This is a genomic window from Rathayibacter sp. VKM Ac-2804 (assembly GCF_009866655.1).
Lineage (GTDB): Bacteria > Actinomycetota > Actinomycetes > Actinomycetales > Microbacteriaceae > Rathayibacter.
The window spans coordinates 1,952,809-1,973,043 of the sequence record NZ_CP047420.1 but is presented as its reverse complement, the minus strand read 5'-3'; the positions used below and the strand labels follow the sequence as shown (position 1 = coordinate 1,973,043).

The following is a 20,235-nucleotide window of genomic DNA, read 5'->3' as shown; positions in this document are numbered from 1 at the left end:
CGGTCTCCGTCGTGCCGCGGAACCGCGCGGTGCGGCCCGGCGGCGTGCACACTGGGGAGGTGACGAGCCCCACCGACCCCGCGCTCCGGATCCGCGAGCTGCCGATCCCCGAGCGCCCGGGTGCCGAGGGCTGGGACGACTTCGTCACCCTCACCGCGATCGGCAACGCCGTCGAGGCCGAGGGCACCGGGACGGACGAGCTCGGCTTCCCGGCCGAGACGAACCTCGGCGAGTGGCGGCAGCAGGAGTTCGACCCGCGCCGCGCGTTCCTCGCCGAGCTCGTGACGGCGGACGGTGTCCGCGCCGTCGGCAGCGGTGAGCTGCACTGGAGCACCGAGGAGGGCGACGACGCGGCCTGGCTGGCGTTCTCGGTCCTCGACGCCGAGCGCGGGCACGGCGTCGGCTCCGCCCTGCTCGAGCGGCTGACGGCGGAGGCGCACGCGCTCGGGCGGACCGTGCTGCAGACCTGGACAGCGCACCGGGCCGACCGCTCGGGGCCGCGACTGACCGCACGCTCGGGTGCCGGCTCCGTGCCCGCCGACGACCCCGGCGCGCGCTGGCTCGCCTCGCGCGGCTGGGTGCTCGAGCATGTGGAGCGGGTGAGCGTGGTGCGGCTGCCGCTCGACGTCGTGCTGGCCGCGTCCCGGCGCCGAGGCGCGCTGGCGCACGCCGACGGCTACGAGCTGCGGCACTGGAGCGGCGCGACGCCCGCGGAGCTCGTCGACGGGATGCTCGCCCTGCGCGCGAGCATGTCCGCGCAGGCGCCGACGGCCGGGCTGTCCGTGCCCGAGGAGACCTGGACTCGCGAGCGGCTGGAGGCGCACGACCGCGCGGCGACCGCCGGCGGGCGGGTGGAGCTGACCTCGGTCGCGCTGCGGGACGGGCAGCCGGTCGGCTACTGCACCGTCGACGTGCTCCCGGGTCGCGCCGCACTGTGGGGAGCGACCCTCGTGCAGCCGGCGCACCGCGGGCACCGCCTCGGGATGCTGCTCAAGCTCGACGCGCTCGAGCACCTGGCCGCGGCCGACCCCGACTGCCGTGCCGTCTACACCTGGAACGCGGAGGAGAACCGGCCGATGCTCGCCGTCAACGAGGCCGTGGGCTTCCGCGCGATCGCGGTGGAGGGCCAGTGGCGGCTCGACGACCACGGGGCGCCGGAGCGCCGGGGAACCTCGACGGAGGCGACGCGGTGACCCCGCTCGTGGAGCCCGGACCGCCGCTCACCGCCGCGGAGCGCGAGCGCTTCGCCCGGCAGATCCGGCTCTCGCCGCTCGGCGAGCTCGGGCAGCGGCGGCTGCGGAACGCGCGGGTGCTCGTGCTCGGCGCGGGCGGCATCGGCTCCCCGGTGATCACGGCGCTCGCCGCGGCCGGAATCGGCCACCTCGGGATCGTCGACGGCGACGTGGTCGAGGCCTCCAACCTGGCGCGGCAGACGGCGCACGACGAGTCGTCGATCGGCTCCTCCAAGGCGGAGTCCGCGGCGGCGACCGCGCGGCGGCTGTCCCCGGGCATCGACGTGCAGGCCTTCCCCGTCTCCTTCACCGGCGCGAACGCCGACGCGCTCGTCGCGGGCTGGGACGTGGTGGTCGACGGCTTCGACACCTTCGGCTCGCGCTACCTCGCCTCCGACGCGACGACCCGGGCCGGGATCCCGCACGTCTGGGGGTCGGCGCTCGGCTTCGACGGGCAGCTGTCCACCTTCTGGGCCGACGCGCCCGGCGGCGGGGTCACCCTCCGCGCCCTGCATCCCGGAGCGGAGGACGCGGCCGACAGCTGCGCGACGGTCGGGGTGCTCGGCTCGCTCTGCGCGGCGGTCGGCTCGGCGATGGCGAGCGAGGTGGTGAAGCTCGTCACGGGCGTCGGCGAGCCGCTGTTCGGGCGGGTCGTGGTGCACGACGCGCTGGACGGCTCGTGGAGCGAGCTGCCGCTGGCGCGCGCGGTGCCGCCGGTGGCCGTCGTCTCGGCGGTCGCCGGAGCCGTGACCGCCGACGAGCTGCGGGCGCGCCTCGCGGGATCGACCCCGCCGACCGTCGTCGACCTCCGGGAGGACGACGAGGACCGCACCGTCGCGATCCCCGGGGCGGTGCGGCTGCCGATGTCACGCTTCGATCCGGCGCTGCTGCCCGGGGGGCCGCTGGTGCTGCACTGCGCGTCGGGGGTGCGCTCGCGGATCGCGGCCGACCGCGCGGCGGCGGCGGGGATCGCGTCGGACTCGCTGCTCGGCGGGATGGCGGGCTGGCACTGATCCGATCGCCGGTCGGAGGTTCGATTCGCAGGTCTTCCGCGTTCCCTGTGCCGTCTCGCCGCGTGGCGCGGCAGACCGGAGCCGAGATCTCCTGCACAACAGACAGGAGCCTGCACAACTGACAGGCACCGGCGGATCGGACAGGCACCTGCGGATCGGACAGGCACCTGCAGATCGGACCAGCACCTGCAGACGGGACGGCTACCTGCGGAACGGGCGGGGACCCGGAGGACGGAAGGCGGGTCAGCCGCCGGCGAAGGGCGGCAGGACGTCGACCGCGGCGCCCGCGGGCAGCGGAGTGGCGCGGTCGGTCGTCGAGACACCGTCGACCAGGTAGCTGCAGCGCGCGAGGACGTCGGCGGCGGACGGCACGGAGGCGACCAGCACAGCTTCCAGCGCCGCCAGGTCGGCCACGCCCTCGAGCTCGTCGGAGGCGCGCCCCAGGGCGGCCTTCGCCGCGGCGAAGTAGCGGACGCGCACGCTCAGCCGCCGATCGCGCTCATGGTGCGCTCGGGCTGGACGAAGCCGGCCCGGTTCATCTCGTGGCCGGCCGGCTTCGCCCACATCGCGCCGCGCCAGAGCTGGGCGACGTGGTGGTCGTCGGCACCGGAGCGCATCGCGCCGAGCAGGTCGGTCTCCTCATTGGAGAAGAGGCAGCTGCGCACGCCGCCCTCGGCAGTGAGCCGGGTGCGGCGGCAGTCGCCGCAGAAGGCCTCGGTGACCGAGGCGATGATGCCGACCGTGCCGAGCAGCTCGTCGGAGCCGATCGCGCGGACGTCGAACAGCTCGGCGGGCGCGCCGTCGCGCGGGGCGGCGTTCGGCGTGAGGACGAAGCGCTCCGAGAGGAGGTCGCGGATCATCGCCGCCGTGATCATGGTCGAGCGGTCCCAGCCGTGGTCGGCGTCGAGGGCCATCTGCTCGATGAAGCGGAGCTGGTGCCCTCCGGCGAGCGCCCAGGCGAGCAGCTCGGGCGCCTCGTGGTCGTTGATCCCGGGCAGCAGCACCGCGTTGATCTTGGTCTGCTTCAGGCCCGCGGGGCCAAGCGCGTCGATGCCGGCGAGGACCCGGTCGAGGAAGGGGCGGCGGGTGACCTTCGCGAAGGTCTCGGCGCAGATGGAGTCGAGCGAGACGTTCACCCGGTCCAGGCCCGCGTCGGCGAGCGCCTGTGCGCGGCCGGAGAGGCCGATCGCATTGGTGGTCAGCGAGATCTCGGGGCGGGGCTCGATCGCGGCGACGTCGCGGATGATATCGACGAGGTCCTTGCGCAGCAGCGGCTCGCCGCCGGTGAAGCGGATCTGGCGGACGCCGAACTGCTCGACGGCGATGCGGGCGAGGCGGACGATCTCCTCGCGGTTCAGCAGCGAGGCGGGCGGCTGGAACGGCAGCCCCTCGGCCGGCATGCAGTAGGTGCAGCGGAGGTTGCAGCGATCGGTGAGCGAGATGCGCAGGTCGTCGGCGACGCGCCCGTAGGTGTCGAGCAGGAGCGGAGTGTCGGGCCGCTCGGCCGGGAGGACGGCACTGCGCTGACGGGGCCGGAGGCCGGGGATCCCGAGTGCTGTGCTCATCCGGACAGACTACGCGCCGGATCCGGGCGGGAGCGGGCAAGATGGAGACGTCCCTGCCGCCGGTCAGGAACGCCCGCGCCCCTTCAGGCACGCCATCCCCGGCCAGGACCTCCGAGAGGACCCGATGACCTCGATCGATCTGCACGCCGCCCGCGTGCGCGCCCTGCTCTCGCCGCTGGCCACCCGGGGCGCCCGCGAGACGCTGGCGCTCGATCCCGCCGTCGTCGCCGCCGACCCGGGCGCCTACGACCGCCGGGTGCTCGCCCGCTCGGTCGACGCTCCGCTGGATCTGCCGCGCTTCGACAACTCGCAGATGGACGGCTTCGCGGTGCGCGCGGCGGACCTCGCCGGCGCGAGCGCCGACAGCCCGGTCTCGCTGCCGGTCACCGCGCCGATCCCGGCCGGCGACCGCGCTCCCCGGCACGAGGCGGGCACCGCGGTGCCGATCATGACCGGCTCGCCGCTGCCCGCCGGCGCCGACGCCGTCGTCGCGATCGAGACCGTCGACCCGCCGCGCTTCCCCGCGCCCGGCAGCACCGGCGTCCGGGTGGCGTTCTCGCGCCCCGTCGTCGCGGCGACCTTCGTCCGCGCCCGGGGCAGCGACGCGAGGCAGGGCGATCTCGCGCTGCCCGCCGGCACCGTTCTGCGCGCTGCGCACTACGGTCTGCTCGCCTCGCTCGGTCGGACCGAGGTCGAGGTGCTCCCCCGCGTCCGCGTGCTGATCGTGCCGACCGGGCACGAGATCCGCGCGGCCGGCTCCGAGCTCGAGGACGCGCAGATCTACGACGCCAACGGATCCCTGCTGGCCGAGGCGGTCCGCGAGGCCGGCGGCCTGCCGGTGGTCGTGCCGTGCGGCAGCGACCGGCCGGAGGACCTCCTCGCGCTCCTCGATGCGCACGCGGCCGAGGTGGACCTCGCGATCACCGTCGGCGGCGTCAGCGCCGGGGCCTATGAGGTCGTCCGCGACGCGCTCGGGGCGGCGGGCTCCGAGTTCGGCCACGTCGCGGTGCAGCCCGGCGGACCGCAGGGCCTCGGCCTCGTCCGGGTCCGCGACGACCTGCATCTGCCGATCGTCTCGCTGCCGGGCAACCCGGTCAGCGCCCTGGTCTCGTTCGAGCTGTTCCTGCGGCCCGTGCTCCGCTCGCTCGCGGGCCGGCTGCCGGCCGAGCGCCCGCGGCTGCGCGCCCGGCTGGCCACGCCGCTCGACTCCCCCGGGCACCTGCACCAGATCCGGCGCGGCACCCTCGACGACGAAGGGCTCGTGCACGCCGTCGGCGGTCCGAGCTCTCACCTGCTCGCGTCCTACGCTCGATCGACCGTGCTGATCCACGTCCCGATCGGGACCGAGCACGCCGCGACCGGAGACACGGTCGAGATCTGGAGGATCGATGACTGACACGACGGACAGCACGCAGGCCGACGACGGGACCGAGCTGACCCACGTCCGCGGCGACGGCGCCGTGCACATGGTCGACGTCGGCGGCAAGCAGGTCACCTCGCGGGTCGCGGTCGCGGAGGGGTTCGTCGAGACGACCCCCGACGTCGTCCGCCTCCTCGCGCAGGGCGAGCTGCCCAAGGGCGAGGCGCTCGGCGTCGCGCGCATCGCCGGCATCATGGGCGCGAAGGCCACCTCCGCGCTGATCCCGCTCTGCCACCCGCTGGTGCTCGACGGCGTCGACATCGACCTCGAGCCCGGCGACGACCGGGTCCGGATCGAGGCGCGCGTGCGCACCAGCGGCCGCACGGGCGTCGAGATGGAGGCGCTCACCGCCGTCAGCGTGGCCGCGCTGACCGTCTACGACATGATCAAGGCCGTCGACCGCGGCGCGGTGATCACCGGGATCCGCGTCCTGGCGAAAGAGGGCGGCAGGAGCGGCTCGTGGAGCCGGTCGTGACCCGCACCGCGGTCGCGGTGGTCGCCTCCACCCGCGCGGCCTCGGGCGTCTACGAGGATCGCACCGGCCCGGCGCTGCTGGCCTGGTTCGAGAGCCGCGGCTGGGACGGCCGCGTGGTCGTCGTCGCGGACGGGGACGCGGTGGGCGAGGCGGTCTCGGACGCGCTCTCGGCCGGCACCGATGTCGTGATCACCACCGGCGGCACGGGCGTCGCCCCCAGCGACGTCACTCCGGAGCAGACCGCGCCGCTGCTCGAGCGGGAGCTGCCCGGTCTCGCCGAGGCGATCCGCGCGCGCGGCGCCGCGCACGTGCCCACCGCGGTGCTCAGCCGCGGGCGCGCGGGGGTCAGCGGCCGGAGCGTGATCGTGAACCTGCCCGGCTCCCCCGGCGGCGTCCGGGACGGCATCGACGTGCTCGAGCCGATCATCGGCCACGTGCTCGACCAGCTCGGCGGGGGCGATCATGTCCGCTGATCCCGTCGCCCTGGCCCGCATCGCCCGCGACCCCGTCACCGTCGACGAGTGCGAGCACGCCGTTGAATCGCCGACCCACGGCGCCGTCGTCACCTTCGCCGGGGTCGTCCGCGACCACGACGAGGGGCGCGGTGTGCTGCGGCTCTCCTACGAGGCGCACCCCGAGGCGCCGGCGGCGCTGCTCGCCTCGGCCCGGCGGATCGCGGAGCGCTTCCCGGACGTGCGGATCGCCGCCGTGCACCGGGTCGGCGACCTCGTCGTCGGCGACCTCGCGCTCGCCTGCGCCGTCGCCTCCGCGCACCGCGCCGCGGCCTTCGAGGCCTGCGCGGCCCTGGTCGACGACATCAAGGCGACGGTGCCGATCTGGAAGGAGCAGTCGTTCGTGGACGGCAGCTCGGAGTGGGTCGCGTCGCTCGGCTGAGCAGCCGCGGCGGGCTCGGAAACACGAGCGTCACACGTCTGAGGTTCACTGGAGGGAGCGCGCCGCCGGCGCACGGAGCGGAGGGCGCGGCATGGACCTGAACACGATCCAGCGCGTGCGCGTCGTCCGCGAGCGCGCCGAGCTGGCCGCGATGGGTCGCCGCACCGCGGTGATCGGCGGCGGGTCCTGGGTGTTCTCGCTCCCGCACGACCACCTCGACGAGCTGCTCGACCTGCAGGGCCTCGGCTGGGAGCCGTTCCGCGAGACCCCCGAGGGGCTCTCCGTCGCGGCGACCTGCACCCTCGCCGAGCTGGCCGCGATGCCCGACGGCGGCCGGCCCTCGCACCCGCTCTTCTTCCAGTGCTGCACCGCCCTGCTCGGCTCGTTCAAGATCTGGAACGTCGCGACGGTCGGCGGCAACATCGCCAACGCGCTGCCGGCCGGGCCGATGATCAGCCTCGCGGCGGCGCTCGACGCCGAGGCGCTGGTCTGGCGCGCGGACGGCTCCGACGCGCTCGTGCCGGTGGCCGAGCTGGTGACCGGCAACATGACCACCTCGCTCGGGCACGGCGACGTGATCCGGTCGATCGAGTTCCCGCGCCGGGCGCTGGACGCGCGGACGGCGTACCGGAAGACCGCGCTGTCGCCGCTCGGGCGCTCCGGAGCGCTCGTCATCGGCCGGGTGGACGCCGACGGGGCCTTCGTGCTCGCGGTGACGGCCGCGACGATCCGGCCCGAGGTGCTGCGGTGGCCGGAGCTGCCCTCGTCGAGCGCGCTCGAGGACGCCCTCGGCACCATCACGACGTGGTTCACCGATCCGCACGGCGCGGCCGACTGGCGGCGCGCGGTGGTCGGCGTGCTGGCCGAGGAGATCCGCGGCGAGCTGGGCGGAGCGGGCGAGCCGGAGACGACCGCCCCGCCGGTCCCGAGCGCGGGAGGCGCCGCATGAGATTCACCGTCAACGGCGAGCCGGTCGACGCGTCGCCCCGCCCCGGCCAGGTGCTGCGGACCCTGCTGCGCGACCACGAGCACTTCGAGGTCAAGAAGGGCTGCGACGCCGGCGACTGCGGCGCCTGCTCGGTGCTCGTCGACGGCACGCCCTTCCACTCCTGCCTCTACCCCGCGCACCGCATCGAGGGGCGCGAGGTCACCACCGCCGCCGGACTCGGCACCCCGGAGGAGCCCGGCGCGGTGCAGCAGTCGTTCGTCGACCACGCCGCCTTCCAGTGCGGCTTCTGCACCGCGGGCATGGTCGTCACCGCGAGCGCGCTCGAGGGTGCGCGGGAGGAGGACCTCCCCCGGCTGATGAAGGGGAACCTCTGCCGCTGCACCGGCTACCGGCCGATCCGCGAGGCGGTGTCCGAGCACCTCTGCGAGCCGCCCACCGGCCTGACCCCCGTGCGCCGCACCGGGCGCACCTCGGCCGACGACTCCCGGGTGGGCCGATCGCTCGGCGCCCCGGCCGGCCGGCGCATCGTGTCGGGCCAGGAGCCGTACACGCTCGACGTCGCCGTGCCCGGGCTGCTGCACCTCAAGGTGCTGCAGAGCCCGCACGCGCACGCCCGCATCCTCTCGATGGACACCGCCGTCGCCGCGACGATGCCCGGCGTCGTCGCCGTGCTGACCGCCGCCGACGTCCCGGACATCCTCTACTCCACGGCGCGGCACGAGTCGCGGCTGGACGACCCGGACGACACCCGGATGCTCGACACCGTCGTGCGGTTCCGCGGCCAGCGCATCGCGGTCGTCGTCGCCGAGTCGGTCGGGGTGGCCGAGGCCGCCTGCCGGGCGATCGAGGTCGAGTACGAGCTGCTGCCGGCGGTCTTCGACCCCGAGGAGGCGCGCGCACCCGGCGCCCCGCTCCTGCACGCCGAGAAGGACCCGATCGCCTCGCGCATCGCCGACCCGGGCTCGAACGTGGTCGCCGAGCTGCACGGCGAGCACGGCGACGTGGCGGCCGGCCTCGCCGAGGCGGACGTCGTGGTCGGGGGCCGGTGGACGACCTCCCGCGTCGCGCACACCGCGCTGGAGACGCACGGCACGATCGGCTGGCTCGAGGGCGACGAGCTGGTGCTGCGCACCTCCACCCAGGTGCCGTTCCTCGTCCGCGACGAGATCGCGCGGATCTTCGACCGCGACCCCGCGAGCGTGCGGGTCTTCACCGCCCGGGTCGGCGGCGGCTTCGGCGGCAAGCAGGAGATCCTCACGGAGGACGTCGTCGCGCTGGCCGTGCTCGCGACCGGGCGTCCGGTGCAGTTCGAGTTCACCCGCTCCGACGAGTTCACGATGGCACCCTGCCGGCACCCGATGCGGGTCGACGTGACGCTCGGCGCGCGCCGCGACGGGCGGCTGACCGCGCTGAGCGTCGATGTGCTCTCGGACACCGGCGCGTACGGCAACCACGGCCCCGGTGTGATGTTCCACGGCACGTCGGAGTCGGTCGCGACCTACACGGCGCCGAACAAGCGCGTCGACGCGCAGGCGGTCTACACGAACAATCTGCCCTCGGGCGCGTTCCGCGGCTACGGCCTCGGCCAGGTGATCTTCGGCATCGAGTCGGCGATGGACGAGCTCGCCCGCGAGCTGGGCATCGACCCGTTCGAGCTGCGGCGGATCAACGCGGTGAAGCCCGGCGAACCGCTCGTCGTCACGCACGTGGAGGGCGACGACATCGGCTTCGCCTCCTACGGGCTGGACCAGTGCCTCGATCTCGCGGAGGCGGCTCTCGACCGCGCGACGGGCGCGACCGCTCCCGAGGGACCGGGCTGGAGCACCGGTCGCGGCATGGCGGTGGCGATGATCGCGACGCTGCCCCCGCGGGGGCACTTCTCCGAGGCCACGGTGTCGGTCGACGCCGAGGGCGTGCTCACGATCGGGGTCGGCACCGCCGAGTTCGGCAACGGGACGACGACCGTGCACACCCAGCTCGTCGCGAGTGCGTTCGGCGCGTCAGCCGACCGCGTGCGGATCCGGCAGTCGGACACCGCCGCGGCCCGCTACGACACGGGCGCGTTCGGCAGCGCGGGGACGGTCGTCGCCGGCAAGGCCGTCTACAGCGCGGCGCTGCGGCTGCTGGCCGACCTGCGCTCGCTCGCGAAGCGGCTGACCGGGCACGACGGCAGCGAGTTCGAGCCGGACGACGAGGGGCTCCTCGCCGCGGACGGCACCCGGGTGAGCTACGCGGACCTGGTGCTCGCCGCCGGCGGACCGGTGTCGGCGATCGGCAGCGAGGACGGCGCCCAGCGCTCGCTCGCCTTCAACGTGCAGGGCTTCCGCGTCGCGGTGCACGCGCCGACCGGCGAGGTGCGGATCCTGCAGTCGGTGCAGGCGGTGGACGCGGGCTTCGTGATCAATCCGGCGCAGCTCCGCGGGCAGGTCGAGGGCGGAGTCGCCCAGGCGATCGGCTCGGCGCTGTACGAGGAGGTGATCCTCGACGGCGAGGGCACCGTGACCACGGCGATCCTGCGGAACTACCACATCCCGCAGATGGCGGACGTGCCGCCGACCGAGGTGCACCTCGCGGACACGGCCGACGAGCTCGGTCCGTTCGGCGCGAAGTCGATGAGCGAGGCGCCCTACAACCCGGTCGCGCCCGCGCTCGCCAACGCCGTCCGCGACGCCGTCGGCGTCCGGCCGCACGCGCTCCCCCTCTCCCGCGACCGCGTCTGGCGCCTGCTCCACCCGGACGCGCCGCCCGGCCCGGCGGTCGACGCGGGCGCGCCTCCCGGCTGACCCCGGACGCGCCTCGCGCCGGCCGCGGACGCGGCCGCGCCGACCCGTGCTGGTGGAGTAGCCGCGCAGCGGCGTGTCGATACCCACGCCCATCAGCACACCGCGCCGAGACGTCAGATGCGCTCCGCCAGCTCCGCGCTCGCGGCGGCGACCTCGCGGGCGATCGCGTCCTCGTCCGCGGCGACGAGGTGGCCGTCCGCGACCACGGGCCGCCCGTTCACGAGCAGCAGCGTCAGCGGCGGCTGCGCCCCGAGCGCGAGGGCCGCGACCGGGTCGGCGATGCCGGCGTGCTCGATCCCGTCGATCCGCCACAGCGCCAGGTCGGCGAGCTTGCCCACCTCGATCGAGCCGATCTCGTCCTGGCGGCCGAGCACGCGCGCTCCTCCCATCGTCGCGATCGAGAGCGCCTGCCGCGCGCTCATCCGATCGGCGCCCGCGCGGAGCCGGTTCATCAGCACGGCCGCGCGGATCTCGGAGCCGAGCTGCCCGGACTCGTTCGACGCCGCGCCGTCGACGCCGAGCCCGACCGGAGCCCCGGCCGCCAGCAGCTGCGGGATCGGCGCGATGCCCGCCGCGAGCCGCGCGTTCGACGACGGGCAGTGCGCGACTCCGGTGCCCGTGGCCGCGAACTTCGCGATCGCGTCGTCGTCGAGGTGCACGCCGTGCGCCATCCAGACGTCGTCGCCGAGCCAGCCGAGCGACTCGAGGTAGTCGGTCGGCGACATCCCGAAGGCCTCGCGGGTGTACGCGTCCTCCTCGACGGTCTCGGAGCCGTGGGTGTGCAGCCGCACGCCGAGCTGCCGGGCGAGCACCGCCGACTCGCACAGCAGGTCCGGCGTCACCGAGAACGGCGAGCACGGGGCGATCGCGACGCGGACCATCGCGTCGAAGGAGGCGTCGTGGTAGCGCTCGACGGCCTCGCCGCTGGCCTGGAGTGCCGCGGCGGTCGTCTCGACCGCGAAGTCCGGCGGCAGCCCGCCCTGCGACTCGCCGAGGTCCATCGAGCCCCGCGTCGCGTGCAGGCGCACCCCGAGGGTCGAGGCGGCGTCCACGATCCCGCCGACGATGTCGCCGGAGCCGCGCGGGAAGACGTAGTGGTGGTCGCCGACGGTGCTGCAGCCCGAGCGGGCGAGAACCCCCATCGCGCCCAGCGAGGCCGACCGGGTGAGATCGGCGTCGATCCGGGACCAGGCGGGATACAGCGCGACGAGCCAGTCGAAGAGGATCGCGTCCTGCGCCCAGCCGCGGGTCAGCCACTGGTAGAGGTGGTGGTGGGTGTTGACGAGTCCCGGGGTCAGCAGGTGGCCGCGGCCGTCGACGCGGGTGAGCACGACGGGCTCGGGCGAGGGCGACCCGGTCGGTGCGCGGCCGTCGAGGGCCCACGCGGGCGGCTCGCCGGGGCCGACCGCGACGATCCGCCGGTCGTCGACGACCACGTGACCGCCCGGATGCTCCGTCCCCGCGGCGTCGACGGTGGCGACATGGGCTCCGGTGATGACGTGGCGCTGCATCCTCCGAGCATGGCAGCGCGGTGTTTCGCGGCGGTTTCCCCCGGACGATCCGCTGCACGGTGCGGGACGCGTCCTCCCCTCAGCGCATCCGGCCGCGCGCCTGCCTCTAGCGTGCGGCGTGGATCGGACCGGTCCGGGCGGCCAGCGGTGCCCCGGACGCTCCCGCCCGCACGGCCAGCACCTCCGCCAGGATCGACACCGCCGTCTCCTCGGGTGTCGAGGCGCCGATGTCCAGGCCGATCGGCGAGTGCAGGCGGGCGAGCGACTCCTCCGTCACCCCGGCCTCGCGCAGCAGCCGCAGCCGGCGCTCGTGGGTGCGGCGCGAGCCCATCGCGCCGATGTAGGCGGCGGGCAGAGTGAGCGCCGTCTCGAGCAGCGGCACGTCGAACTTCTCGTCGTGGGTGAGCACCGCGATCACCGTGCGCTCGTCCACCTCCGTCGCCGCGAGGTAGTCGGACGGCCACTCCACCACGACCTCGTCGGCGCCGGGGAAGCGCTCCGCCGTCGCGAACACCGGGCGCGCGTCGCAGACCGTCACGCGGTAGCCGAGCAGCGCCCCGGCCGCGCAGAGCGCCGCGGAGAAGTCGACGGCGCCGAAGATCAGCAGGCGCGGCTTCTCGGCATTGACGACGTACGTCACCTCGAGCTCGGTGCCCTGGCAGGCGATCTCGACGGTCGCCGAGCGGCCCGAGGCCAGGCGCGCGGCCCGCTCGGCCAGGATCCGGCGGACGGTGTCCTCGTCCAGCGCCGGCCCCACCACGTCCTGCGCGCGGGTCGCGCCGGTCAGCACCAGGCCGACGAGCTCGTCGGGGCCGCCCACGATCATCGCGAGACCCGCCGGGCGGCCCGCCCGCGCGGCCCGCAGCTCGGCGAGCACGGCCCCCGAGCTCGCGTCGACGACGTGGCCGAAGACGCGCAGCTGACCGCCGCAGGAGAGCCCGGCTGCGAAGGCCGCCTCGTCATCGAAGCCGAAGTGCTCCGAGCCCGAACCGCCCGAGCCGAGCACCTCCTGAGCGAGTGCGTAGGCCTGCGCCTCGACGCAGCCGCCGGAGATCGAGCCGATCGCGCTGCCGTCGGCGTCGACCGCCATCGAGGAGCCGAGGGCGCGGGGCGCCGAGCCGAAGACGTGGGTGACGGTGACCACGGCCACGCGCTCGCCCGCCTCGACGCGCGCGAGGAGCGGAACGGCGAGTTCGAGCACGGCGGCCTCCGACGTCGGCGGGCGGGAGGCGACGGCGCCGGCGAGGTCGTGCGGCCGGCGGGCGCTCACACGCGGGAAACATGCCGAGTATATGGTCGAACCCATGCCCGACGACTCCCCCTCGCTCGACCTCGTGATCCGCTCCTCCGCCGTCCTCACCGAGAACGGGACGCGGCCCGCCAGCGTCGCCGTCGCGGGCGGAGTCATCGTCGCCGTGGGCGACATCGACGCGCCCTGGAAGACCCTCGAGGAGGTCGTGCTCCCGGCCGGTCAGGTGCTGCTGCCGGGGATCGTCGACACGCACGTGCACGTGAACGAGCCCGGCCGCACCGAGTGGGAGGGCTTCGCCTCCGCCACCCGCGCGGCCGCCGCGGGCGGAGTCACCACGATCATCGACATGCCCCTCAACTCCATCCCGCCGACCACCACAGTCGCGGGCCTCGAGGCGAAGAAGGCGGCGGCCGGCCCGCAGGCGCTCGTCGACGTCGGCTTCTGGGGCGGGGCGATCCCGGAAAACCTCGGCACCCTCCGCGCGCTGCACGACGCGGGCGTCTTCGGCTTCAAGTGCTTCCTCTCGCCGAGCGGCGTCGACGAGTTCCCGCACCTCAGCACCGAGCAGCTCTTCGCGGCGATGCGCGAGATCTCCGCCTTCGACGGCCTGCTGATCGTGCACGCCGAGGACCCGGACGAGCTCGAGGCGAGCGCGAACAGCGGCGGCACCTCCTACGACGCCTTCGTCGACTCCCGGCCGCCCGCCTCGGAGAACTCGGCGATCGCGAGCGTGATCCAGGCCGTCCGCGAGACGGGCGGGCGGGCGCACATCCTGCACCTCTCCTCCGCCGAGGCGCTGCCGCTGCTGCGCGAGGCGAAGGCGGAGGGCCTGAGGATCACCGCGGAGACCTGCCCGCACTACCTCACCTTCGACGCGGAGACGATCCCCGACGGCGGCACGCAATTCAAGTGCTGCCCGCCGATCCGGGACGAGCGCAACCGCGAGCTGCTCTGGAAGGGGCTGCTCGACGGCACGATCGACCTGATCGCGTCCGACCACTCCCCCGCCACCGCCGAGCTCAAGTTCGCGCACGACGGCGATTTCGGCCTCGCCTGGGGCGGCATCTCGGGGCTCGAGCTGAGCTTCCGCGCGGTCTGGACGGGGGCCCGCGAGCGCGGGATCCCGCTCGAGCAGGTCGTCGCGTGGATGTCGACCGCCACCGCCGCCTTCGCCGGCCTCGGGCAGAAGGGCCTGCTGCGCGCCGGCGCGGACGCCGACCTGGTCGCGTTCGATCCGGAGGCGGCGTCGCCGGTCGACGTCGACACGCTCTCGCACAAGAACAAGGTCTCCGCGTACGACGGCCGCGTGCTGCGCGGCGCCGTTGCGGCGACCTGGGTCGGCGGGGTCCGGGTCGCGAGCGGCACCGCGGCGCCGGTCGGCCGGCTGATCGAGCGGCCCTGAGCCGTCACCGGCAGCGGAGTCGGAGCGACGGGGCCGGGCCGCGTGTTCCGGTCACGTTTCCGCCGTGTGAACTCCCGCGGTTCCGGGCGCGGTTCCGGGCGGATCGCACAAGACTCGGGTGACGCGGGCGCCGGACGCTGAGCGCTCCGCCGGTGCGACGGGATCGCCGCGCGCGGCATCCTGGCAGGCGGGCACCGCCCGGCCGCGCGACCGCGGACGCCCGCGGAGCCCCACGAACCACCGAACGCGAACAGGAGCGGACATGTCGATCATCCTCGGAGACCACCAGTACGGGAAGGCCGAGAACCGCGTCGTCCGGATCTACCGCGACAGCCCCCGGCACGAGATCCACGACGTGAACGTCTCGACCGCCCTGCGCGGCGACTTCGCGGCCGCGCACCTGACCGGAGACCAGTCCGCCGTCCTCCCCACGGACACGCAGAAGCAGACCGCCTACTCCTTCGCGAAGGAGAAGGGGCTGCGCTCGATCGAGGCGTACGGCCTCGAGCTGGCCCGGCACTTCGTCGACGGCACCGAGACGGTGCACGGTGCGCGCATCGAGATCGAGGAGTTCGCCTGGGAGCGCGTCCTGGTCGACGGCGCGGAGCACGACCACACCTGGGTTCGCAAGGGCCAGGAGGTGCGCACAGCCTCCGTCACCGTCGAGGGCACCGGCGACGCGCAGCAGGTCTGGATCACCGGCGGCTTCAAGGACCTGACCATCCTCAAGTCCACCGGCTCCGAGTTCCACGGCTTCCTCACGGATCCGTACACCGTGCTCCCGCCGACCCGGGACCGCGTGATGGCGACCTCACTGGTCGCGAAGTGGCGCTTCGCCCTCAGCGACGAGGAGATCGCCGCGAGCGACTGGGAGGCCGTCTACGCCGGAGTGAAGGCGCTGATGATCAGCCGCTTCGCCACCGTGCACTCGCTCGCCCTGCAGCAGACGCTCTTCGAGATGGGCAAGGCGGTGCTGGAGGAGTTCCCGCAGATCGTCGAGGTGCGCCTCTCGGCCCCGAACAAGCACCACTTCCTCTACGACCTCTCGCCCTTCGGCGTCGAGAACGACAACGAGGTCTACCACGCCGCCGACCGGCCGTACGGGCTGATCCAGGCCGCCGTCACCCGCGACGACGCGCCGGACGCCGGGCCCGCCTGGTACGCCTACTCGGGACTGGTGTGACCGGAGGGTCCGGTCCGGGCGCCGGCCCGCGCGGCGTGCACCGCGGCCACGTCCTCCATGTGGCCGGCCGGCCCACCGTCGAGACGGCGGAGGCCGCGCTGGTGTCGATCCCGGACGGCGCGCTCGTCGTCGGCGATGCCGGGACGATCCTCTGGGTCGGGCCGCACGCCGCGCTCCCCCGCGACTACACCCACTGGCCGGTCACCGGCGACGCGGGCGCGTTCCTCCTGCCCGGCTTCGTCGACACGCACCTGCACTTCCCGCAGGCCTTCTCGACCAACGCGTTCGGCGGCGGACAGCTGCTCGAGTGGCTCGACACGGCGATCTTCCCGGCGGAGTCGCGGCTCGCTGACGAGGAGTTCGCCGGCCGTATCGCGCGGGCCTTCACACGGCGACGGGTGAGCGCCGGGACGACCGCGGCGATGGTCTTCGGCTCGGCGTTCCCGCACGCGCAGGACGCGCTGTTCGAGCAGAGCCGGGCGGCGGGGCTGCGGACGGTGTCCGGTCGCGGTCTGCAGACGGTCGGGCCGCCCTCGGCGGCGGCGCTGCTGACCGGCGAGGACGAGGCCCTGGCGCTCGTCGCGGACGAGATCGAGCGCTGGCACGCGGTCGACACCGGCGACCCCGCGACGGCGCTGCTCCAGGTCGCGCTCGTCCCGCGCTTCTCGCTCTCGGTGACGCCGACGACGCTCGCGGGCCTGGGCGAGCTCTACGACGGGGTCCGCGACCGCGGGGTCTACGTGCACAGCCACCTCAACGAGAACGACCGGCCGGGCGACGGCGAGATCGCGGCGGTCCGCGCGAGCTTCGGCACCCGCAGCTACCTGGACACCTACGACGGGCTGTTCCTGCCCGGCTCGCAGCGCGGCGGCTCGTCCCTGCTCGGTCGCCGCACGATCCTCGCGCACGCCGTGCACTGCCAGGACGCCGAGCTGCGCCGGATGGCCGCGACCGGCACCTCGATCGCGCACTGCCCGACCTCGCAGCAGTTCCTCGGCTCGGGGACGATGCCGTGGCGGCGCACGGCGGCCGCGGGCGTCACGATCGCGCTCGGCAGCGACATCGGCGCCGGCGACGAGTGGCTGCTCGCGCGGGTGGCCAACGACGCCTTCAAGGTGCACCTGTCGGAGGAGGGTGACGCGTCGATCGCGCTGCACCCGGCCCAGCTGCTCTTCACCGCGACGCTGGCGGGCGCGCGGGCCCTGGACATGGAGGACCGGTTCGGCAACTTCGACCTCGGCAAGGACGCGGACCTCCTCCGCATCGAGCCCGACCGCTGGGAGCCGCTCGCCGAGGTCCTCGCGCACGGGATCCGCGCCGACGACCCGGACGAGGCGACGGCGCAGCTGCTGTTCGCGCTGCTCTTGGGCCTGCGCGAGCCCGCGATCGCCGCGGTGCACGTGCAGGGCCGCCGGGTCGCGGCCCCCGCGCTGACCGACTAGCCGCGCAGTGCCCCCTTCTCATGCTGGTCGAGCAGCCCCGCAGGGGCGTATCGCGACCCACCCGTCAGAACGGTGCGTGGATCTCGATACGCGCGCTGCGCGCGCTACTCGATCAGCATGAAGCAGGGACGCTCAGCGCAGCCGCAGCGCCAGGAACAGGTCCGCGCGGTCGGACGTGTTCGAGAGGTCGCGCTGAGTCAGCTCCTCCACGCGGGCGATGCGGTAGCGCACCGTGTTGAGGTGCAGGTGCGTCTGCTCCGCCGCGCGCACCCACGAGCCGCCGCAGTCGAGGAACGCCGAGAGCGTCGCGACCAGCTGCGAGTTGTAGCGCGCGTCGTGCTCGAGCAGCCGCCCGAGCACCAGCTCGACGAACACCGCGCGGAGGTGGTCGGGCACCGCGCTCAGCAGCTGAACGGCCGAGGTCACCTCGCCCGCCGTCCCGATCCGCACCGGCGAGCCGTCGCCGGGCGCGGACGGCAGCCGCAGCGCGTACCGCGCCGACCGCAGGGCCCCGCCGAGCGCGGGCAGCGGACTCGGCGCGCTCACTCCGACCCGCAGCACCGCGCCGTCCAGCGCCGCTCCGGCTCGGCGAAGCGCCGCGGTCACCACGGCCAGCGCCCCCTCGTCCGCCACCGGGATCAGCGCCACCGCGCCGTCCGTGTCGCGCCCGACTACCGCCCGGCCGAGGTGCGCGACCGCGTCCGTGAGCACGGAGCGCGCCAGCTCGCCGCCGCCGTCCACCGCCGCCGCCAGCACCGCGAACCGCTCGACACCGCCCAGCCCCAGCTGCCGGAGGTAGACCGCCGTCTCCGGCTGCTCGCTGTCCTCCTCGATCAGCTCGAGCAGCCGGTCGGCGAGCGCCGCGTCGGCCAGCAGCGCCGCCTCGCGCTGCAGGCGGTACAGCCCGACGACACCGGTCAGCTCGGTGATCGCATCGAGCAGCGAGGGGTGCCACTCGTTCCAGTCGCCCGCGACGACGACGAACCACGAGGCCGCGCGGTGCTCCTCCGCCCCGGCGACGGCGAGGACCGACAGCACGCCCCCGTGCGCGTCCGGCACGGTGACCGGAGTGCGCCGCGCCGTGAGCGCGGCGTGCACGACGCGGTCGACCTCGTCGGTGCTCAGCGGCTCCGCGGAGGCGGCGGCGGGGCGACCGGTCGCCGTCAGCACTCGCACGGGCCGCCCGAGCTCGGTCGAGGTGCGGGCGATCAGCTCGTCGAGGAGCTGCCCGCGGTAGACCTCCGTCAGCAGCTGCCGCTGGCGGGCGAGCCCGGCGGTCAGCCGCGCGACCCGGTCGCCCGCCAGCGCATTGGAGAGGTGCGCGGTGATCGAGGCGAACGAGACGTCGGCCGGCACGGCGAACAGCGCGACCCCGTGCGCGCGGCAGGCCGCGACCAGGTCGTCGGGAACGAAGCCGAGCAGCCCCTCGCCCGCCAGCAGCGCGACGGCGCCGGAGGAGGCGACCGCCGCGACGAACGTCTCGCTGTCCTCCGCGGTGCGCCGCCACATCATGCCGGTGAGCACGAGCTGGTCGCGGGCGAGGTAGCGGCGGGGGTCGAGCAGATCCGTGGTGAACGTCCAGTTCACCTCGCGCGCGAGCGCCTCCTCGGTGGTGTGCACCGCGCGGATCCGCAGCGTCGGCGCGTCCAGGAGCTCTCGGAGCTGCACGCTCAGCTCCCCCGGTAGGTGGAGTAGGCGAACGGGCTGAGCAGCAGCGGGATGTGGAAGTGCGCGGCCGTGTCCTCGAGCCGGAACGCGACGACGACCTCGGGGTAGAACGACTCCGTACCCGAGCGCTCGAAGTAGGCGGCGGTGTCGAAGACGACGCGGTAGACGCCCGCGGGCAGCTCCGCCGGGCCGAACTCGGCGACGCGGCCGTCGGCGTCGGTCCGCGCGGTCGCGATCGGCTCCCAGCCGGACGCGCCGCGCACCTCGAGCGCGACCGGCACGTCCTGCGCCGGGCGGCCGAGCACGGCGTCGAGGACGTGCGTCGTGACGTGGCTGCGGTGCGCGCTCATCGGGCCGCCTCCAGGACGGCGCCGGTCTCCGGTCCGAGCGCTCGCACCCGCAGCACCGTGATCTCGCGGAGCTGATCGGCCACGATCGCGCGCTCGGTCTCGTCGTCGTGGCCGAGCCGGCGCTCGAGCTCGGCGACGATCTCGGCGCGGTCCCGCCCGGCCGCCCGGATGAGGAACACCCGTCCGAACCGCTCCTCGTAGGCCCGGTTGCCGGCCAGCAGGCGCTCGGCCAGCGCCTCGTCCGGCGAGAGGCTGGCCGCCTGCTCGGCGGCGGAGAAGTCGGAGGAGCGTCCGGTGCCCGCGTGCCGCTCGCCGATCCGCGGGTGGTCGGCCAGCGCCGCCTCCACCTCCTCGGCGGTGAGGCTGCGCGCGATCGCATCGGCCGCGGCCGCGAGGGCGTCGGTCGAGGCGTAGGGCGCGCCGGCGGTGACCCCATCGGCCCAGCGCGGGACGGCGAGGCAGGCCAGGAGCGCGTCGCGGAGGGGGGTGGAGTCGGTCATGCGGTCTCCTCGTCGGCCGGGGTGTGCGGCACGATGGTCGGATGGACGTGGTGGGAGTGGTGCTCGCCGCGGGCGCCGGCCGACGCGCGGGCGGGCCGAAGGCGCTGCGACGTGATGCGGCGGGCGTGAGCTGGGTCGAGCGCGCCGTGGCGAGACTCGAGGGCGCCGGCTGCGGGAGCGTCCTCGTGGTGCTCGGTGCCGAGGCCGAGGAGGCGCGACGCCTGGTACCGGAGCGCATCGGAGTCGTCGTCGCGGAGGACTGGGCCGAGGGCCTGTCCGCGTCCCTGCGAGCGGGTCTGGCCGCGGCGATCGGCGACGCCGCGCTGGTGACGCTCGTCGACCTGCCGGACGAGCCGGCCGAGGTCGGCGAGCGACTGCTCCGCGACTCCCCCGTGGGTCCAGCGGTGCTCGCCCGCGCGACGTACCGCGGTCGCCCCGGTCACCCGGTGCTGCTGGGCAGCGCGCACTGGCGGCCGCTCGCGACGACGCTCACCGGCGACTCCGGCGCCCGCGACTACCTCGCGCGGCACGGAGCACTCGCGGTGGAGTGCGGCGATCTCTTCTCGGGGGCCGACCGCGACGGGCCCGGCTGACGC

Annotated in this window: 19 protein-coding genes; 12 read left to right on the top strand and 7 right to left on the bottom strand. The window is 74.9% G+C overall.

Annotated features, from left to right (window positions below):
- Positions 1-59: 59 nt before the first annotated feature.
- Entirely contained in the window at positions 60-1,193 is a 1,134-nt protein-coding gene (locus GTU73_RS09290; protein ID WP_160088868.1) for a GNAT family N-acetyltransferase, read from the top strand.
- Positions 1,190-2,245: a HesA/MoeB/ThiF family protein gene (locus GTU73_RS09285; RefSeq protein WP_160088866.1), complete on the top strand. Its 1,056-nt coding sequence runs from the start codon at positions 1,190-1,192 to the stop codon at positions 2,243-2,245. The genes GTU73_RS09290 and GTU73_RS09285 overlap by 4 nt, the downstream gene beginning before the upstream one ends.
- A 243-nt stretch (positions 2,246-2,488) precedes the next feature.
- Here the strand turns inward: GTU73_RS09285 and GTU73_RS09280 are convergent, their stop codons facing one another.
- Both GTU73_RS09280 and moaA read right to left on the bottom strand, forming a co-directional pair.
- Positions 2,489-2,725 carry a MoaD/ThiS family protein gene (locus GTU73_RS09280; protein ID WP_208543757.1) on the bottom strand — a complete coding sequence of 79 codons (237 nt, stop codon included), beginning with the start codon at positions 2,723-2,725 and terminating at the stop codon, positions 2,489-2,491.
- A 2-nt stretch (positions 2,726-2,727) separates the two neighbouring features.
- Positions 2,728-3,810, bottom strand: coding sequence for a GTP 3',8-cyclase MoaA (moaA, locus tag GTU73_RS09275; RefSeq protein ID WP_160088864.1), 1,083 nt, complete (start codon positions 3,808-3,810; stop codon positions 2,728-2,730).
- A gap of 124 nt (positions 3,811-3,934) precedes the next feature.
- Here moaA and glp point away from each other — a divergent pair, with 124 nt between their 5' ends.
- The 6 genes from glp to GTU73_RS09250 all read left to right on the top strand — a co-directional run bounded on the left by glp (position 3,935) and on the right by GTU73_RS09250 (position 10,331).
- Complete coding sequence (gene glp, locus GTU73_RS09270; RefSeq protein ID WP_160088862.1) at positions 3,935-5,206, top strand: gephyrin-like molybdotransferase Glp; 1,272 nt, start codon at positions 3,935-3,937, stop codon at positions 5,204-5,206.
- On the top strand, positions 5,199-5,705 hold the full coding sequence (gene moaC, locus GTU73_RS09265; protein WP_160088860.1) for a cyclic pyranopterin monophosphate synthase MoaC: 507 nt from the start codon (positions 5,199-5,201) through the stop codon (positions 5,703-5,705). The genes glp and moaC overlap by 8 nt, the downstream gene beginning before the upstream one ends.
- Complete coding sequence (locus GTU73_RS18935) at positions 5,702-6,178, top strand: molybdenum cofactor synthesis domain-containing protein (RefSeq protein WP_167306043.1); 477 nt, start codon at positions 5,702-5,704, stop codon at positions 6,176-6,178. The genes moaC and GTU73_RS18935 overlap by 4 nt, the downstream gene beginning before the upstream one ends.
- Entirely contained in the window at positions 6,168-6,599 is a 432-nt protein-coding gene (locus GTU73_RS18930) for a molybdenum cofactor biosynthesis protein MoaE (protein WP_167306042.1), read from the top strand. The genes GTU73_RS18935 and GTU73_RS18930 overlap by 11 nt, the downstream gene beginning before the upstream one ends.
- A gap of 91 nt (positions 6,600-6,690) precedes the next feature.
- Positions 6,691-7,548, top strand: coding sequence for an FAD binding domain-containing protein (locus GTU73_RS09255; RefSeq protein ID WP_160088858.1), 858 nt, complete (start codon positions 6,691-6,693; stop codon positions 7,546-7,548).
- Positions 7,545-10,331 carry a molybdopterin-dependent oxidoreductase gene (locus GTU73_RS09250; RefSeq protein ID WP_160088856.1) on the top strand — a complete coding sequence of 929 codons (2,787 nt, stop codon included), beginning with the start codon at positions 7,545-7,547 and terminating at the stop codon, positions 10,329-10,331. Before GTU73_RS09255 ends, GTU73_RS09250 begins: the two co-directional genes overlap by 4 nt.
- 113 nt (positions 10,332-10,444) lie before the next feature.
- On the opposite strand, the gene GTU73_RS09245 is transcribed toward GTU73_RS09250, so the two are convergent.
- Complete coding sequence (locus GTU73_RS09245) at positions 10,445-11,842, bottom strand: 8-oxoguanine deaminase (protein ID WP_160088854.1); 1,398 nt, start codon at positions 11,840-11,842, stop codon at positions 10,445-10,447.
- Positions 11,843-11,948: 106 nt separating this feature from the next.
- Positions 11,949-13,112, bottom strand: coding sequence for an XdhC/CoxI family protein (locus GTU73_RS09240; protein WP_244231831.1), 1,164 nt, complete (start codon positions 13,110-13,112; stop codon positions 11,949-11,951).
- Between the two features lie 34 nt (positions 13,113-13,146).
- Here GTU73_RS09240 and allB point away from each other — a divergent pair, with 34 nt between their 5' ends.
- The 3 genes from allB to GTU73_RS09225 all read left to right on the top strand — a co-directional run bounded on the left by allB (position 13,147) and on the right by GTU73_RS09225 (position 17,121).
- The gene (allB, locus tag GTU73_RS09235) at positions 13,147-14,496 is read left to right on the top strand and encodes an allantoinase AllB (protein WP_160088850.1); all 1,350 of its coding nucleotides are present in this window, start codon (positions 13,147-13,149) and stop codon (positions 14,494-14,496) included.
- 262 nt (positions 14,497-14,758) lie between these two features.
- Entirely contained in the window at positions 14,759-15,679 is a 921-nt protein-coding gene (pucL, locus tag GTU73_RS09230) for a factor-independent urate hydroxylase (RefSeq protein ID WP_127886323.1), read from the top strand.
- Positions 15,676-17,121: an amidohydrolase family protein gene (locus GTU73_RS09225; RefSeq protein WP_208543756.1), complete on the top strand. Its 1,446-nt coding sequence runs from the start codon at positions 15,676-15,678 to the stop codon at positions 17,119-17,121. Before pucL ends, GTU73_RS09225 begins: the two co-directional genes overlap by 4 nt.
- Positions 17,122-17,253: 132 nt before the next feature.
- Here the strand turns inward: GTU73_RS09225 and GTU73_RS09220 are convergent, their stop codons facing one another.
- Genes GTU73_RS09220 through uraD form a run of 3 tightly spaced genes read right to left on the bottom strand, consistent with a single transcriptional unit; the run spans position 17,254 to position 19,639 of the window.
- Positions 17,254-18,789, bottom strand: a complete 1,536-nt coding sequence (locus GTU73_RS09220) for a PucR family transcriptional regulator (RefSeq protein WP_160088848.1) — start codon at positions 18,787-18,789, stop codon at positions 17,254-17,256.
- Positions 18,790-18,791: 2 nt separating this feature from the next.
- Positions 18,792-19,139: a hydroxyisourate hydrolase gene (gene uraH, locus GTU73_RS09215; protein WP_160088846.1), complete on the bottom strand. Its 348-nt coding sequence runs from the start codon at positions 19,137-19,139 to the stop codon at positions 18,792-18,794.
- Positions 19,136-19,639: a 2-oxo-4-hydroxy-4-carboxy-5-ureidoimidazoline decarboxylase gene (gene uraD, locus GTU73_RS09210; RefSeq protein ID WP_160088844.1), complete on the bottom strand. Its 504-nt coding sequence runs from the start codon at positions 19,637-19,639 to the stop codon at positions 19,136-19,138. The genes uraH and uraD overlap by 4 nt, the downstream gene beginning before the upstream one ends.
- Before the next feature lie 41 nt (positions 19,640-19,680).
- Here uraD and GTU73_RS09205 point away from each other — a divergent pair, with 41 nt between their 5' ends.
- On the top strand, positions 19,681-20,232 hold the full coding sequence (locus GTU73_RS09205) for an NTP transferase domain-containing protein (RefSeq protein WP_160088842.1): 552 nt from the start codon (positions 19,681-19,683) through the stop codon (positions 20,230-20,232).
- The last annotated feature ends 3 nt before the right edge of the window (positions 20,233-20,235 follow it).

Bases quoted from the DNA above. Each gene is read 5' to 3' on its own strand.
- moaA (WP_160088864.1), bottom strand. From the start codon at position 3,810: ATGAGCACAGCACTCGGGATCCCCGGCCTCCGGCCCCGTCAGCGCAGT.
- glp (WP_160088862.1), top strand. From the start codon at position 3,935: ATGACCTCGATCGATCTGCACGCCGCCCGCGTGCGCGCCCTGCTCTCG.
- moaC (WP_160088860.1), top strand. From the start codon at position 5,199: ATGACTGACACGACGGACAGCACGCAGGCCGACGACGGGACCGAGCTG.
- GTU73_RS18930 (WP_167306042.1), top strand. From the start codon at position 6,168: ATGTCCGCTGATCCCGTCGCCCTGGCCCGCATCGCCCGCGACCCCGTC.
- GTU73_RS09255 (WP_160088858.1), top strand. From the start codon at position 6,691: ATGGACCTGAACACGATCCAGCGCGTGCGCGTCGTCCGCGAGCGCGCC.
- GTU73_RS09250 (WP_160088856.1), top strand. From the start codon at position 7,545: ATGAGATTCACCGTCAACGGCGAGCCGGTCGACGCGTCGCCCCGCCCC.
- GTU73_RS09245 (WP_160088854.1), bottom strand. From the start codon at position 11,842: ATGCAGCGCCACGTCATCACCGGAGCCCATGTCGCCACCGTCGACGCC.
- allB (WP_160088850.1), top strand. From the start codon at position 13,147: ATGCCCGACGACTCCCCCTCGCTCGACCTCGTGATCCGCTCCTCCGCC.
- pucL (WP_127886323.1), top strand. From the start codon at position 14,759: ATGTCGATCATCCTCGGAGACCACCAGTACGGGAAGGCCGAGAACCGC.
- uraH (WP_160088846.1), bottom strand. From the start codon at position 19,139: ATGAGCGCGCACCGCAGCCACGTCACGACGCACGTCCTCGACGCCGTG.
- uraD (WP_160088844.1), bottom strand. From the start codon at position 19,639: ATGACCGACTCCACCCCCCTCCGCGACGCGCTCCTGGCCTGCCTCGCC.
- GTU73_RS09205 (WP_160088842.1), top strand. From the start codon at position 19,681: ATGGACGTGGTGGGAGTGGTGCTCGCCGCGGGCGCCGGCCGACGCGCG.